At 55.3% G+C, this 15,878-nt stretch carries 12 protein-coding genes and 1 tRNA gene; 10 read left to right on the forward strand and 3 right to left on the reverse strand.

Annotation, left to right across the window (positions count from 1 at the left end):
* Window positions 1–5 precede the first annotated feature (5 nt).
* Both A3OI_RS24135 and A3OI_RS24140 read left to right on the forward strand, forming a co-directional pair.
* Complete coding sequence (locus tag A3OI_RS24135; RefSeq protein WP_018405521.1) at window positions 6–332, forward strand: diguanylate cyclase domain-containing protein; 327 nt, start codon at window positions 6–8, stop codon at window positions 330–332.
* Window positions 259–678 (forward strand): EAL domain-containing protein, encoded by a 420-nt coding sequence (locus A3OI_RS24140; protein ID WP_228703029.1) that lies wholly within the window; start codon window positions 259–261, stop codon window positions 676–678. The genes A3OI_RS24135 and A3OI_RS24140 overlap by 74 nt, the downstream gene beginning before the upstream one ends.
* A gap of 15 nt (window positions 679–693) precedes the next feature.
* Here A3OI_RS24140 and A3OI_RS0117530 read toward each other — a convergent pair whose 3' ends face one another.
* Window positions 694–978 carry a YebG family protein gene (locus A3OI_RS0117530; protein ID WP_007351943.1) on the reverse strand — a complete coding sequence of 95 codons (285 nt, stop codon included), beginning with the start codon at window positions 976–978 and terminating at the stop codon, window positions 694–696.
* 196 nt (window positions 979–1,174) lie between these two features.
* Between A3OI_RS0117530 and A3OI_RS0117535 the strand changes: the two genes are divergently transcribed.
* From A3OI_RS0117535 to A3OI_RS0117555, 5 genes are all read left to right on the forward strand, one after another.
* Window positions 1,175–2,296 (forward strand): metallophosphoesterase family protein, encoded by a 1,122-nt coding sequence (locus A3OI_RS0117535; protein WP_018405523.1) that lies wholly within the window; start codon window positions 1,175–1,177, stop codon window positions 2,294–2,296.
* Window positions 2,293–4,938: an AAA family ATPase gene (locus A3OI_RS0117540; protein WP_018405524.1), complete on the forward strand. Its 2,646-nt coding sequence runs from the start codon at window positions 2,293–2,295 to the stop codon at window positions 4,936–4,938. Before A3OI_RS0117535 ends, A3OI_RS0117540 begins: the two co-directional genes overlap by 4 nt.
* 120 nt (window positions 4,939–5,058) lie before the next feature.
* A tRNA-Gly gene (locus A3OI_RS0117545) sits at window positions 5,059–5,134 on the forward strand.
* A 151-nt stretch (window positions 5,135–5,285) separates the two neighbouring features.
* Window positions 5,286–5,702, forward strand: coding sequence for an MOSC N-terminal beta barrel domain-containing protein (locus tag A3OI_RS0117550; RefSeq protein WP_026224283.1), 417 nt, complete (start codon window positions 5,286–5,288; stop codon window positions 5,700–5,702).
* Window positions 5,703–5,839: 137 nt separating this feature from the next.
* Window positions 5,840–7,768 carry an ATP-binding cassette domain-containing protein gene (locus tag A3OI_RS0117555; protein WP_018405525.1) on the forward strand — a complete coding sequence of 643 codons (1,929 nt, stop codon included), beginning with the start codon at window positions 5,840–5,842 and terminating at the stop codon, window positions 7,766–7,768.
* A gap of 71 nt (window positions 7,769–7,839) precedes the next feature.
* Here A3OI_RS0117555 and A3OI_RS0117560 read toward each other — a convergent pair whose 3' ends face one another.
* On the reverse strand, window positions 7,840–8,271 hold the full coding sequence (locus A3OI_RS0117560; protein WP_018405526.1) for a universal stress protein: 432 nt from the start codon (window positions 8,269–8,271) through the stop codon (window positions 7,840–7,842).
* Window positions 8,272–8,631: 360 nt separating this feature from the next.
* Between A3OI_RS0117560 and fadB the strand changes: the two genes are divergently transcribed.
* The 3 genes from fadB (at window position 8,632) to topA (ending at window position 14,875) form a co-directional block, all read left to right on the forward strand.
* A complete protein-coding gene (gene fadB / locus A3OI_RS0117565) occupies window positions 8,632–10,779 on the forward strand; it encodes a fatty acid oxidation complex subunit alpha FadB (protein WP_018405527.1) in 2,148 nt (715 codons plus the stop codon).
* 33 nt (window positions 10,780–10,812) lie between these two features.
* Window positions 10,813–11,988, forward strand: coding sequence for an acetyl-CoA C-acyltransferase FadA (gene fadA / locus A3OI_RS0117570; protein ID WP_026224284.1), 1,176 nt, complete (start codon window positions 10,813–10,815; stop codon window positions 11,986–11,988).
* Between the two features lie 247 nt (window positions 11,989–12,235).
* Window positions 12,236–14,875 (forward strand): type I DNA topoisomerase, encoded by a 2,640-nt coding sequence (topA, locus tag A3OI_RS0117575; RefSeq protein WP_018405529.1) that lies wholly within the window; start codon window positions 12,236–12,238, stop codon window positions 14,873–14,875.
* 95 nt (window positions 14,876–14,970) lie between these two features.
* On the opposite strand, the gene A3OI_RS0117580 is transcribed toward topA, so the two are convergent.
* A complete protein-coding gene (locus A3OI_RS0117580) occupies window positions 14,971–15,843 on the reverse strand; it encodes an NAD(P)-dependent oxidoreductase (protein ID WP_018405530.1) in 873 nt (290 codons plus the stop codon).
* Window positions 15,844–15,878 lie beyond the last annotated feature (35 nt).

Genomic DNA, 15,878 nt, shown 5'->3' on the forward strand with positions numbered 1-15,878 from the left:
CCCGCTTGGCGGCAGACGAATTTGTTGTTATGCGGCCGGCCCTGAAAACCGAGGCCGAAGTGAAGATGCTTGTCAGTCGAATGTTGACTCGCCTTGCGGAAGCCTATGACATAGAAGGCCAGCGCTTGAGTATCAGCGCCAGTATTGGCATTGCGTCAGACGACGGTTCAGTCGAACAACCAAAAGAACTCTTGGACAATGCCGCCCTGGCAGTGCGCGAAGCCAAACGCCAGGGCGGCAATACCTTTTGCTGGAACCATGGTGCAGCCTCTACCGCCGGAATTGCTGGAGCTGGAAGTGACGGAGGGCGTGCTGCTTTCTGGCATCGATAAGGCCATCTCCATGCTCAAGAGTCTTCGTGACCTGGGAGTTCAGGTGGCTATTGATGATTTTGGTACCGGTTTTTCCAGCTTGAGCTATTTGCGCCAGCTACCCATTACCAAGGTAAAGCTGGACCGCAGTTTCATCATCGATGTCACAACCGATCGGGGCAGTGCCGCGATTGTACAAGGGGTGATTACCATGGCGCACCATCTTGGCCTGTTGGTAGTGGCCGAGGGCATAGAAACGGTTGAGCAGCAAAACTACCTGACGGCCAGTGATTGCGATTTGCTGCAGGGGTTTTTGTATTCCAGACCCGTGCCGTTGGGCCAGTTTGCTCTGGGGCTGGAATACTGATTCGCTAAAATTACCTTACTGGTCGGGGGTGGCTGCCGTCTGGTTTAGCAGCTCGGGTTTTTTCAGCGCCCGCGCCAGCAGCTCCCGTTCTTGCGCCAGTACCAGCGCACATTGCTCAGCCATCTGCTCGCCGATGCCTTCTACCCTGCGCTCCAGAAATACCCGCAATTCGTCAGAAAACTCCAGCATTTTATCGCGTTCATCTGCTTCTTTTTTAGAAGTGAACAGCAGATTGTTGGGATCAGCCATTGCTTTCTCCTTGCCATCACGGTCGCTGAAGTAAAGCGTTTGTACGCCCATATACGTCTCCTTGCCGGGTGTTTAAACCGGTATCGACTGTTTTAAAATGAAAAAAACCTGACCAAGGCGAATGCAGCGATCAGTAAGTGTAGCAGCTTAGCACTGTTTATATATACAGTTCTAGTGGCACAGGCTGCGCCAGACGGTATATTGGTGTTAATGTTTCGCCTTTAATGTCACCAATCAGGCCATCACTATGCCAAGGTTCCTTCATACCGCCGACTGGCAAATAGGGCGCTATTTCAATCGCTTTGATACCGATAACAGCAGTGCACTGGCTGATGCGCGCTATGGCGCTATCGAGCGCCTGGCGCAACTGGCGGTGGAGTACAACTGCGATGCCGTGTTGGTGGCCGGCGACGTTTTTGATGCGCAAACCGTATCTGACCGCTGCATCCGCCGCACATTTAACGCGACCTCGGGTTTTAAAGGGCCTTGGGTAATGCTGCCGGGAAACCACGATGCAGCACTGGCCGAAAGCGTGTGGACCCGCGCCCAGCGTATCAACGCCGTGCCGAGCAACGTGCACCTTGCGCTACAAAGTGGCGTTATAGAGTTACCGCAGCAAAAAATTGCGGTATTGGCGGCGCCCTTGACTCAGCGCCACACCTACGAAGATTTGACCGCGCCCTTTGATTCAATCAGCACCCCGCCGCAATGGCTGCGGGTGGGCCTGGCCCACGGCAGTGTGCAAGGCGTGTTGGCGGAAGACATTGACGCCACCAATCCGATTGCCGCCGATCGCAGCGCAAGCGCCGCGCTGGATTACCTGGCGTTGGGTGATTGGCACGGCCTGAAGGAGATTAATGAGAGAACCTGGTACAGCGGTACGCCGGAGCCTGAGCGCTTCCGTAATAATCAGCCGGGGTTTGCACTGTTGGTGACCGTGTCCGAACCTGGCGCTCTGCCGCAGGTGGAAGCACTGGAAACGGCACGCTATCACTGGCATCAATGGCAAGAAAAGTTGGTGGTAGAGACCGATATTGATGAGTTGCTGAAGCGTCTTGACGAGCTACCTGAAAGTTCCGTTTTGGATCTTAAGCTGGAAGGCAGTATCACCCTGGCGGGTGAGCAGCGTCTGGCGGACGCTTTGTCCCGCGCTGAGGCGCGTTATCGCAGCGTTACCTACGATCGCTCCCGTTTGTTGCTGGCGCCCACGGAGGAAGATCTGGCGGGATTGCAGGCCAGCGGCTACGTCGGTGATGTGCTTGAGCAGCTGCAAACCCGGCAGAGTGGTGCAGAAGCGCAGACTGCCCGCGATGCCCTGGCCATACTCGCCAGCCTGTTACTTGAAGCCCGCAAGGAGGAGCACCCATGAAACTTGAAAGTGTGCGGGTGGAGCAGTTTAAACGGTTCAAAAAACCGTTTTTATTGAATGGCTTAAGTGGTGGTATTAATGTTATTTCCGGACCAAATGAGGCGGGTAAAAGCACGCTGGTGCGGGCCATTCGGGCGGCATTTTTTGAGCGCCATCGCTCCAAGTCCGCCGAAGATTTGCGACCTTGGGGTGATTCATCCGCAGCACCCGCCATCGAATTGGTGTTCCACCATAACGGTCAGAAGTGGCAGTTGAACAAGAGCTTTCTGCAGCGCAAACGCTGTGACCTGTCGATACAGGGCACCACTTACAGTGGCGAGGAGGCAGAAGAAAAGTTGGCTCAGCTCTTGGGTTATCAGTTCCCCAAAAAAGGCGCGAGTAAAGAAGAGCACTGGGGTATTCCGGGGCTACTCTGGGTAGAACAGGGCAGTGGGCAGAATATTGAACAGGCCGTTGTGTATGCGGGCGATCATTTGCAATCGGCGTTGAGCAGCCTGGTATCGGAAGTTGTCAGTGAGGGCGGTGATGGGTTGATTCACACCGTACGCCAGCAGCTTGGCGAACTGTTGACCGCAGGCGGCGTACCAAGGGGTGAATACAAGCAATTGCTGGCTGACGAGCTGCCTGGGCAGCAAGAGCTCGATGCGTTAGAAAGCCGCATAGATCAGTATCAAAATCAGGTAGACCGGCTCGCCAAGGTTGCGCACGAATTCCACAAGATTGACCGTGAGCAACCCTGGGTAAAGGTGCGTCAGGCTCTTGCCGAAGCCCAGGAGCGTTATCGACATATTGAGTCGTTACAGGGCCAGCAGCAAACGTTGAACCAGGCCTTGACCTCGGTAGAGCAGCGGGCGGCACTGTTACAGCGCAACAAACAGCAGGTACAGGCAGATGGCAAACAGTTGCAGCAGCGCGAGCAGGAACACAACACGGCGCAGCAGGCACTGAATGACGTACAAGCGTCCGCAGCCGGTTTGCATGCGGCTTTAGAGCAGTGCCAGCGCCAATATCGCGATGCGCTGGAGGTAGAGCGTCAGGCCGGGCTGCTGGAAACTCGGCAGCGACTGGAACACAGCAGCGCCAGAGCAAAAACGCAGTTGCAGCAGCTGTCTGAGCGCAAATCACGGGCGGCAGAGTTACAAGAGGCCCTGGGCGAGAGCCGTACGCTGACGGCACGGCATCAAATCAGCAAAGCCGCCGTCGATCGGCTGCGTACAACCCAGCGTCAGCTGGATGACGCACGTCTGCGTTCTCAGGCAATTGCCACGCGAATTGAATGGCAACTGGAGGCGGGCCAACAGATCGAGTTGGGCCAGGATACGTTGCCGCATCAGGGCGAGCAATTGTTGCTGAGCAGCACGCGCCTGCGCATTGCGGGTGTTGGCGAGTTTACAATTACCCCTGGAGGCGATGATTTGGCCCGCTGTCAGCGCCAGCTGGAACAATTGCAGTTGGCCTTGGGTGAGCAGTTACAGGCTCTGGGCGTTGCAGACCTGGCGGCGGCAGAACATACGCTGGTCGCTCAGGAGCGTGCGCAAGCGGATGTTCATCGATTGCTGGAACTGTTGCAGTCGTTGGTGCCCGGCGGTCTGGCAAGTCTGGACAGCGACTATCAGGCCTTGAGCGCGGAGCTTGAGCGTAACTGCGCAGAAAAAGAGGCTTTGGTACCCGCTACGACATTGGCTAAAGGCTTACCGGCTCTGGCTCAGGCGCAAGATCTGCGCAGTGACGCTGAAAATCGGTTATCAGCAGCAGAGAAACGCTCCAGCGAACACGAAAAGGCGCTTTTGGCCGCATCCCATCGTTACCAGAACGCCGATCACGAGTGGCACACGTTGCGCGCCAGTCTGAACAGCGAGCAACGCCAGCAGGAAGTGACACAGTTAAACAGCGATTTGACCGCAGTTGAGCAGGAGCAGGCGCGGCAACAGGAGCGTTTGAAGCAGATGCTGGCGCAAATTGCCGCGGCGCGGCCGGAGTTAGTGCAGCAGGATATTCAGCGCCTCGGAGCCAGCGCGGATCAGCTTGAGCAGGCCCAGCGAGGGCGCGAGCTTGAGTTGAAGGAGCTGCGGGTACGATTGGAAATCTGGGGTGCCGAAGGCCTGGAGCAGCAGCGTGGCCGTTGCCTGGCCGAACTGGAGCAAAACCGGCGCCGTTGCCAGCAACTGCAGCGCCGGGCAGAGGCGCTGCAGTTGCTGCTCCAGTTATTAACGGAAAAGCGCCAGGCGTTGACTCAGCGTTTGCAAGCGCCGTTACAAAAACACCTGAATCATTACGTTACGGTGTTGTTTCCCGACGCTCAGCTGGAGGTAGACAGTCAATTGCTCCCGGGCCGTTTCACCCGCGACGGGGAAACCGGTCAGATGGCCGAGCTCAGTTTTGGCGCCCGAGAGCAGATGGGCCTTATCAGTCGTTTGGCTTACGCCGATTTATTGAAAGAAGCCGGCAAGCCGACGTTGATCATTCTGGATGATTCGCTGGTACACAGCGATAGCGTTCGCCTCGACAGCATGAAGCGAATTCTGTTTGACGCGGCGCAGCGCCATCAAATCCTGTTGTTTACCTGCCATCCGGATAACTGGCAGGACATGGGCTCAGAGACTATTAATCTGGAAGCGTTGAAGGCCAGGGCGCCGCTTTAATAGATCAAGCGCGGGTATCCTGAGGATTATGTTGAAAAATTTCGCGTAAGTTTGTTGACCCTAGAGGAAACATCCGTATAATGCGCATCCGTTGTCAGGCAACAACTTACGATAACATTAGCGGGAATAGCTCAGTTGGTAGAGCGCAACCTTGCCAAGGTTGAGGTCGCGAGTTCGAATCTCGTTTCCCGCTCCAAATTTGAAAACCCGGTCTTGTAAAAGGCCGGGTTTTTTATGTTCGTTTCAATCACAAGGGCAAACACAAGGGCAAACACAAGGGCAATGGCGTTAGCGCTCGGTTATACTCTTCCGTCTTCATTTTTCATGCTGTCCGCCGGGAGACTTTCATGCGCGTGCACTCGCTGTTTCTGTATCCGGTCAAATCCCTTGCGGGTATTGCCGTGGACTCGTTTGAGCTGGACGAATTTGGCCCGGCCGGCGACCGGCGCTGGATGCTGGTTGACGACGAGTGTCAGTTTGTAACCCAGCGCACCCTGCCACAGCTGGCATTGGTTCAGCCTTCGCTGGGTGCCGATGGCGAGGTTTCTATTACCCTGCCAAGGCAACCCCTATTGCGCTGCAAACCAGTGGTGAGAACCTGTTTGTGCGAGTGTGGCGCGATTGGGTTCAGGGCCAGGTGGGTTGTGACGCGGCCAATGGGGCCATCAGTCGTTTTTGTGGCCTGTCTTTGCGCTTCGTATTCATGCCTGATAGCAGTTTTCGCCAGGTGCAGACCAATCTGGCAACAGAACGTCGGCGTGTGAGTTTTGCCGACGGTTATCCGTTGCTGGTGACCAATACGGCGTCACTAGTGGAGCTGAATGAATGCCATTCACGACTCGCCTTGCCGGCTGAGCGTGGGTGACTGCGTTATCGTGAATCAATCGGAGTAATAAACTACGTGCCTTTGTTAACGCTGGACGGGGTTTCCCTGTCGTTTGGAATGCAGCCGCTGCTGGATAATGCCTCATTGGTGATGGAGGCCGGTGAGCGGGTGTGCCTATTGGGCCGTAACGGCGAGGGTAAGTCTACCCTGCTGAAAATCGTCAACGATGAAGTAACGCCAGACGGCGGCATCGTCCGCCTGGAAGACGGCGCGGTGCTGGCGGTGTTGCCACAGAATTTGCCCTCTGGCGATACCCGCACCGCCTACGATGTGGTTGCTGGCGCTTTTCCTGAAACCGGCGCACTGCTCATTGAGTTCCACCACCTGACCCAACAGACAGACGGAAAAAGCCTGAATCAAATGATGAAGGTGCAGGAGCGCCTGGAGGCTTTGGACGGCTGGCGCCTGGATCAAAAAGTCACCAGCATGCTGGCGCAGTACGGCGTAGATCCCGATCGCACGCTGGGTACTCTGTCGGGTGGCTGGCAACGCCGGGTTCTGCTGGCGCGGGCGCTGGTGGCCGAGCCGGATATTCTGCTGCTTGATGAGCCTACCAACCACCTGGACGTGCCCGCTATTGCCTGGCTGGAAGACGCTCTGGCCCAGTTCCGTGGTGCCATCCTGTTTGTGAGCCACGACCGTGCGTTTATTCGCCGAATGGCCACCCGGGTGGTGGAGCTGGATCGCGGTCAACTGGTCAGCTTTGCCGCCAGTTACGATCACTATCTGGACCTGAAAGAAAAGGCCCTGGAAGAAGAAGAGCGTCACGCAGCCCTGTTTGATAAGCGCCTGAAGCAGGAAGAAACCTGGATTCGCCAGGGCATAAAAGCTCGCCGTACCCGGAATATGGGCCGGGTGAGGGCACTTAAAGCGATGCGTGAAGAACATCGCCAACGCCGGGTGCGCGGTGGCACGGCCACTTTTGCGGTGGAAGACGCTGCTCGCTCCGGCAAGCTGGTGGCCGAAGCTCTGGGCGCCGGTTTTGCTTATCCGGGTTACCCCGCGGTTATTCGCGACATGAACCTGACCATTCTGCGCGGTGACAAAATCGGCCTGGTGGGTGAAAACGGCACCGGCAAAACCACGTTGGTGCGCCTGCTGCTGGGCGACCTGGAAGCCACTGAAGGCAGCATTCGCCGCGGCACAAACCTGGAAGTGGCCTATTTTGACCAGCTGCGGGGCGAACTCGATTTAACTCGAAATGCGATTGATAATCTGTCGGAAGGTCGCGAATTTATTGATATTAATGGTCAGAGCAAACATGTTATGGGGTATCTACAGGACTTCCTGTTTACCCCGGAGCGGGCACGGTCGCCTGTCAGTGTGTTCTCCGGTGGCGAGCGCGCCCGCTTGCTGCTGGCCAAGCTGTTCAGCAAGCCCGCCAACGTGCTGGTGCTGGACGAACCCACCAACGACCTGGATGTTGAAACTCTAGAGCTGTTGGAAGAGCAGCTGTCGGAATTCCGCGGCACGGTGATTGTGATTAGCCACGATAGGGAATTCCTGGACAACGTGGTCACCGAAACTCTGTTTCTGGACGGTACTGGCCAGGTGCACGAGTTTGTTGGGGGCTATACCGACTGGCGCCGCCAAGGCGGCCAATTTCCAGCCGAAAAAAGCGGCAGCCGGCCCGACAGGCAGCGCGACAAGCCGCAAAAGCCGGAAAGTAAGAGCAAGAGTAAGCCAGCTGCGCAGTCCGGGACCAAGCCCACGGCGGCAAAAATCAGTTATAAGTTGAAACTGGAGTTGGAGCAGCTGCCGAAAACCATTGAGCGCCTGGAGCAGGAGCAACAACAGCTGCAGGACGCCATCGGTTCAGCGGACTTCTACGCTAATTCTGCGAAGAAAGTTGATGAAACCCTGGCCCGGCTGACGGCGGTGGGAGCAGAGCTGGAGACCGCAATGGAGCGTTGGATGGAACTGGAGGAAATGACCGGGAAATGAGTCCGGTCATTTTCTAGCTCGATTGCTTGCCGGAGTTTCGCCGGCAAGCAATCAGCTAATCACGGTCAGTGTTAAAAAATACGTATGGCCAGCACATCGCACTCGGTGCCGTGCAGTACTCCGTTTGCGGTAGAGCCGAGCAACAACTGAAAGCCTTTGCGGCCATGGCTGCCCACAACCACCAGATCAATGGCGTGTTCTTTGACCAAGCGGTGTACTTCAGACTCGGGGCGGCCAACGGTCACCACCTGATTTTCCTTGGGAATGCCGTATTCTTCACCGTACTTGGTCAGCTGTTCGCGGGCAGCCTTGTCGAGCTGGTCCTGTAATTCGGTCAAATCCATCGGAATATCGCCACCATAGGCGTAACCTACAGGCTCTACCACGTGTGTCAGGATCAGTTCAGCGCCTTGGCTAATAGCCATCTCTTTTGCTTTGTGCAGGACTTGTGGCGCTTCTTCCGTTAAATCAATGGCAACCAGCAACTTCTTGTAAACAGACATGGCTTTATTACTCCGTGTGTTGCGAATGTCAGAACTCTTAATTACAGGATAGTATGGTTAAGCCCGGCGGAAAAGGGGTTAGGCTGAGTTAGGCGTTGTTAGCAGCGCTATCGAGTAAGCCAGCGCAGTAACAATTGCCGTTGCCTGCGATGGGGCGTGTTAAGAAAGAAATTGACAAACGGACGGTTTTTTCTCATCGTGTGGCCTCGATATTCAAACGGCTGTATGAATTTGAATTGAAGATCGGGCAGCGGCCGCAGTGGTTAAAGGTTCGCTGCATCTGCAGTCGGGATCTTGCAAGTGAATGTGCAAGCACACCGGCGCGCAAAACAGTTTCAATCACAGACTGGAGATCAGTTGATGATTTACGAAGGTAAAGCCATCACGGTTAAAGAGATCGAAGGCGGAATCGCCCAGTTGAATTTTGACTTGCAGGGCGAGTCTGTCAACAAATTCAACCGCCTTACCCTGGAAGAGCTCCGTAATGCGACAAACATACTGACGTCGCGGACGGATCTGAAGGGTCTTGTTGTTACCAGTTCCAAAGACAGCTTTATTGTTGGCGCAGACATCACCGAATTTAAAGATTTGTTTTCCGGCCCGGAAGACGAACTGGTGGCCAACAACTTAAGCGCCAATGAAATTTTTAGTGCCATTGAAGACCTGCCATTCCCCACGGTTACCGCCATCAACGGTATTGCGTTGGGCGGCGGTTTTGAAATGTGCCTGGCCACCGATTACCGGGTTATGGCACCAAAAGCCAAAGTGGGCCTACCGGAAACCAAGTTGGGAATCTTCCCGGGCTTTGGCGGCACCGTGCGCCTGTCACGCCTGATTGGCGTAGATAACGCGGTTGAGTGGATCAGTGGTGCGACCGAAAATCGCGCAGACGTTGCGCTCAAGGTGGGTGCGGTCGATGCGATTGTTGAACCGGATAAGCTGGTTGACGCTGCGCTGAGCATTATTCACCAGGTGAACAACGGCAAGCTCGACAATTTGGCGCGCCGCGAAGAAAAGAAAGGCAAAATAAAATTGAATGTCATGGAAAGCATGATGGCGTTCGAGATTTCAAAAGCTTTTGTAGGTGCCAAGGCCGGGAAAAACTACCCGGCGCCGGTTGAAGCGATCAAGGTGATGCAGAAGCACGCCGGTATGACTCGCGACAAGGCCATTGAAGTAGAAGCCAAGGGCTTCGCCAAAATGGCGAAAACGGACGTTTGTGCAAGTCTGATCGGCCTGTTTCTGAATGACCAGGAACTCAAGCGCAAGGCGAAACGCTGGGCCAAAGACGCTGCCGATGTAAAACTGACAGCGGTTCTGGGTGCAGGCATTATGGGTGGCGGCGTGGCGTATCAGTCTGCACTTAAAGGCACGCCCATCATCATGAAAGACATCAATCCCGAAGGCATCGCCCTGGGCCTGAAAGAAACCAAGAAGCTTCTGCTCAAGCGCATTGACAAGGGGCGCATGAAACCGGATCAGATGGCGGACGTGCTGAGCAGCATCACCCCAGCGCTAAACTACGGCGATTTCAAGAACGTAGATCTGGTTGTTGAAGCAGTTGTTGAGAATCCCAAAGTGAAAGATGCGGTTCTGCGCGAGGTTGAAGGCCAGGTTCGTGAAGACACCATTCTGACGTCTAACACCTCGACCATCTCTATCGACCTGTTGGCAAAGAATCTCAAGCGCCCGGAAAACTTCTGTGGCATGCACTTCTTTAACCCGGTGCACATGATGCCTCTGGTCGAGGTTATCCGCGGTAAGAAAACCAGCGATCGTGCCATTGCGACCACCGTGGCTTATGCCACTGCCATGGGTAAAACGCCCATAGTGGTTAACGACTGCCCGGGTTTTCTGGTCAACCGGGTGCTATTTCCGTACTTCGGTGGCTTTATTGGACTGGTACGTGACGGCGCCGACTTCCAGAAAGTCGATAAGGTGATGGAAAAGTTTGGCTGGCCCATGGGCCCGGCGTATCTGCTGGATGTGGTCGGCATGGACACCGGCAAACATGCTGGTGAAGTGATGGCTGAAGGCTTCCCTGATCGTATGAAGCACGAAGGCACCACCGCCATCGACGTGATGTTTGATCACAAGCGTTACGGCCAAAAAAATGAGAAGGGCTTTTACCGCTACGAGCTGGACCGCAAGGGCAAGCAGCAAAAAGTGGTCGATGACGAATCCTACAAGCTGCTGAAGCCGGTTGTTCAGGGTGATAAAGAGTTTGAAGACGATGAAATCATCGCGCGGATGATGATCCCGCTGTGTCTGGAAACCGTTCGTTGCCTGGAAGACGGCATTGTAGAAAGCCCGGCTGACGCCGATATGGGCCTGATCTACGGTATTGGCTTCCCTCCGTTCCGCGGTGGCGCACTGCACTACATCGACCAGATGGGCGTGGACACGTTTGTGGAGCTGGCTGACAAATACGCAGATCTTGGGCCGCTGTATCAGCCCACCGACAAGCTGCGTGACATGGCAAAAAACGGCCAGACCTTCTTTGCTTAACCCTGAACGAGATTTCCGAACGGAGAAAGAACTATGAGCCTTAATCCGAGAGACGTTGTCGTCATCGATTGCGTGCGGACTCCGATGGGCCGCGCCAAAAACGGCTGTTTCCGCAATGTACGTGCAGAAACCCTGTCGGCAACCCTGATCGACGCACTGTTCGAGCGCAACCCCAAGCTCGACCCGAAAGAAGTAGAAGATGTAATTTGGGGCTGTGTGAACCAGACCCGCGAGCAGGGCTTTAATGTGGCACGCCACATTTCCCTGCTGACAAAAGTGCCCCACGAAGCCGGTGCCCAGACGGTTAACCGTCTGTGTGGTTCGGCCATGAGTGCAATTCACACCGCGGCCCAGGCGATCATGACCGGCAACGGTGACATGTTCGTGGTGGGTGGTGTCGAGCACATGGGTCACATTGGTATGACCGACGGGTTTGATCACAACCCGGCGGCGTCCAAGTACACGGCCAAAGCCTCCAACATGATGGGCCTGACCGCAGAAATGCTGGCCAAGATGCACGGCATCACCCGTCAGCAACAGGACGAATTCGGAGCGCGTTCCCATCGCCTGGCGCAGGAAGCCACCGATGAGGGCCGTTTCAAGAACGAAATCGTCCCTATAGAAGGGCACGATGAGAACGGTTTCAAAGTGCTGATTGAGCACGACGAAACCATTCGTCCGGAAACGACCGTTGAGTCATTGGGCCAATTGCGCCCGGCGTTTGATCCGAAAAACGGCACAGTAACAGCCGGTACGTCATCGCAGCTCACCGACGGTGCAGCGGCGATGGTGTTGATGTCAGCCGAGCGTGCCCAAGCCCTTGGACTGAAGCCTATGGCGCGGATTGTGAGCATGGCGGTAGCAGGCGTTGACCCGGCTATTATGGGCTATGGCCCGGTACCTGCGACCAAGAAAGCGCTCAAGCGTGCAGGCCTGAAAATCGAGGATATCGATTTTTGGGAGCTGAACGAAGCCTTTTCCGGGCAGTCCTTGCCGGTGTTGAAAGACCTCAAGCTGATGGGTGTCGTGGATCAGAAAGTAAACCTTAACGGCGGCGCTATTGCACTTGGCCATCCGCTAGGTTGCTCTGGTGCGCGCATTTCAACCACGCTGCTGAATATCATGCAGGCCAACGGCGGTAAATATGGTGTGTCCACCATGTGTATCGGCTTGGGCCAGGGTATATCGACGGTGTGGGAGCGGCTGTGATTCCCTGCGGAACCTAGCTGACGTTTAACAACAAGGCCCGGCAACTCGCCGGGCCTTGTTGTTTCTCCGAATGAAAAAAGCCGGATGGAAAACAAAGAATGGGTTGTCTTGCTATTCTTGACCCTGTAAAACAGTGATTCTATACATGTCAGCGGCAAGGTTGTATTTATACCCGACTGATTTTACAGCGAGTTTGCGGTTTGCTGCACAACTGACCGATTTACCGCCAAGGATACAGATCTCCGATATGGGTAAAAGTCTCGTAATTGTCGAGTCGCCAGCGAAAGCGAAGACCATCAACAAGTATCTGGGGGACGACTTCATTGTTAAGTCGTCCGTCGGGCACATTCGTGATCTTCCGGTTAGCGGCAGCGGGTCCACCAGCGACCCCAAAGAGCGTGCGCGCCAGGCCGCTGTCACGCGTAAATTGAGCCCTGAAGATAAGGTGGTGCACAAGAAGCGTAAAGCTCGTGAACAGCTGGTCGCCCGCATGGGTATAGACCCGGATCACGACTGGAGCGCGCGCTATGAAATTTTGCCGGGTAAAGAAAAGGTCGTTAATGAGCTGAAACGCCTGGCCAAGTCTGCCGACCACATCTATCTGGCAACGGATTTGGACCGCGAAGGTGAGGCCATAGCCTGGCACCTTCAGCAAACCATTGGCGGCGAGCCGGAAAAATACCGGCGCGTTGTGTTTAACGAAATTACCAAGCGCGCTATTCAGGGCGCCTTCAAAGACCCCGGCAAGCTGGACACCGATATGGTGCACGCCCAGCAGGCACGGCGTTTCCTGGACCGGGTAGTCGGTTACATGGTGTCGCCGCTGCTCTGGGCCAAGTTGGCCCGCGGTTTGTCCGCCGGCCGTGTGCAATCGGTTGCGGTGAAGCTGATTGTTGAGCGTGAACGGGAAATCCGCAAGTTCGTGCCGGAAGAGTACTGGCAGCTGTTTGCAGGCCTTGCAACCACAAGCGCCAAGCAGCCGGTGCGTTTTGAAGTGACCCGCTACAACGACAAACCCTATCGCCCGGTTAACGAAACCCAGAGCAATGACCACGTCACGCGTTTAAAAATGGGTGAGTTTGCGGTGGCCAAGCGGGAAGACAAACCCACCCGTTCGCGCCCGGGTGCTCCTTTCATAACGTCGACGTTGCAGCAGGCCGCCAGCAACCGCCTGGGCTTCAGCGTTAAGAAAACCATGATGCTGGCCCAGCGTTTGTATGAAGCCGGGTACATCACCTATATGCGTACCGACTCCACCAACCTGAGCCAGGATGCCGTTAACAGCAGCCGCGAGTACGTAGAGTCTACCTTTGGCAAAGAATACCTGCCGGACAGCCCGCGCATCTATGGCAGCAAGCAAGGCGCTCAGGAAGCTCACGAGGCTATTCGCCCGACCGAAGCTACCCGTAAGGCGATCGCTATTACCGGTATCGAAAAAGACGCCGAGAAGCTTTACGACATCATTTGGCGCCAGTTCATTGCTTGCCAAATGGCCGACGCCGAATTTCTCAGTACGTCTATCGTCGTGTCCAACGGCGATTACGAGCTGCGCACCCGTGGCCGCATCAGCAAGTTTGAAGGCTTTTTGAACGTGGCGCCCCAGGCGTCAAAAAAAGACGAAGATTTAGCGCTGCCAGACATCCGTGTTGGCGAGAGCCTTGGCCTGGACAAGCTCGATCCCACCCAGCATTTCACCAAGCCGTCACCGCGCTTCACTGAAGCGAGTCTGGTTAAAGAACTCGAAAAACAGGGTATTGGCCGGCCTTCTACCTACGCCTCAATTATTTCGACCATTCAAGACCGTGGTTACGTGCGCCTGCAAAACCGTCGCTTTTACGCTGAAAAAATGGGCGAAATTGTGACTGAAAGGCTGTGTGAATCCTTTGGTAACCTGATGGATTACAGCTTTACTGCACAGATGGAAGGTGATCTGGACCATATTGCCGAAGGCAATGTGGAATGGAAAAAAGTATTGAATGATTTTTATGGCCGTTTCCGACAGCAACTGGAAGTAGCTGAAGCGGATGACGACGACGGCGGTATGCGCCCTAACGAGCCTACGGAAACAGACATTCCGTGTCCTACGTGTAGTCGGAATATGCAAATTCGCGTGGCCAGCACCGGTGTTTTTCTGGGCTGTTCGGGTTACTCGTTACCGCCGAAAGAACGTTGTAAAACCACCATTAACCTGGTGACCGGTGACGAAGTGGCCAGCGCTGAAGAAGACGTGGAAGGTGAGGGCGAAAGCCGCCTGTTACGGATGAAGCGCCGCTGCCCCAAGTGCAGCACGGCCATGGACAGCTACCTGGTAGACGAAACCCGCAAGCTTCACGTGTGTGGTAATAATCCGGATTGCTCCGGGTATGAAGTCGAACAGGGCAGTTTTCGTATTAAGGGTTACGATGGCCCAACGTTGGACTGCGACAAGTGCGGCAGCGAAATGCAGCTGAAAACCGGTCGTTTCGGTAAGTATTTTGGCTGCACCAATGATGAGTGTAAAAACACCCGCAAGCTGCTGAAAAGTGGCGAGCCTGCACCGCCCAAGATGGATCCGGTGGCGATGCCGGAGTTGCAGTGCCAGAAAGTGGATGACACCTATGTGTTGCGTGATGGCGCGTCCGGCATGTTCCTGGCAGCCAGCAAGTTTCCCAAGAATCGGGAAACCCGTCCGCCGCTGGTACTGGAAATTAAACCCCACCGCGACGAGATTGATCCCAAGCACAACTATTTGATGGAAGCACCGGAGCGCGATCCTGAGGGTAATCCGTCGGTGATCCGCTACAGCCGGAAAACCAAAGAGCAGTATGTAATGTCGGGAAAAGACGGCAAAGCGACTGGCTGGTCGGCTTGGTACGTGAGCGGCAAGTGGCAGCCTAAACAGAAATGAGTGCGGCGGATTGAGTCTTGAAACTATGGGCGGGTAAAAACCCGTCCATAGTCGTTTATAAAGACTAAAAAGTTCGGCTATTAAACTTAGGCACCTTACTTTTTGGGGCGCAAACGCGTGATGAGCGACGACGTATCCCAGCGCTCGCCACCCATCTGCTGCACATCTCCGTAGAACTGGTCTACCAGTGCCGCTACCGGCAAACGAGCGCCATTTTTACGCGCCTCTTCCAGGCAAATGGCCAGATCTTTACGCATCCAGCTCACCGCAAAGCCGTGTTCGAATTCACCGGCAATCATGGTGGCGGACCGGTTTTCCATTTGCCAGGATTGGGCAGCGCCTTTTGAGATGACTTCAACGACTTTACTGGCATCCAGGCCAGCCTGTTCGGCAAAGTGCAGGGCTTCTGACAGCCCCTGAACCAGTCCCGCAATGGCAATCTGGTTGACCATTTTTGTCTTTTGACCCGCGCCAGCGGGCCCCATAAGATTCAGAGCTTTAGCGTAGGTGCTTAACACCGGTTCTGCTGTTGTAAAGTCGCTGCTGCTGCCGCCGCACATAATGGTCAGTTGGCCCTTTTCGGCGCCTTGCTGTCCGCCAGACACGGGCGCATCCATAAAGCCCAGTTGGCGCTGTGCGGCTAGTTCGGCCAGGCGTTCGGCAGCCATGGCCGAGGCGGTAGTGTGGTCAATCAGCAGTGTGCCCTGGGTGGCATTGGCGAGAATGCCGGCGTCGCCTTCATACACCGCCAGTAAATCATCGTCGTTGCCCACGCAGGTAAGAACGATGGAGCTGCCTTGCACCGCCTCGGCGATGCTGGCGCAGGCTTTGCCGTTATAATCTTTTGCCCACTGCTGACTTTTGCTGTTGGTACGATTCCACACCTGGACATCGTAGCCGGCAGCTGCCAAATGCCCGGCCATGGGATAGCCCATAACGCCAAGACCAATAAAGCTCACGGTTGTCATGATTTGCTCCTCAGGATTGGTACAAAACAAAAAAA

The organism is Marinobacter gelidimuriae, assembly GCF_000372805.1.
Taxonomy (GTDB): domain Bacteria; phylum Pseudomonadota; class Gammaproteobacteria; order Pseudomonadales; family Oleiphilaceae; genus Marinobacter; species Marinobacter gelidimuriae.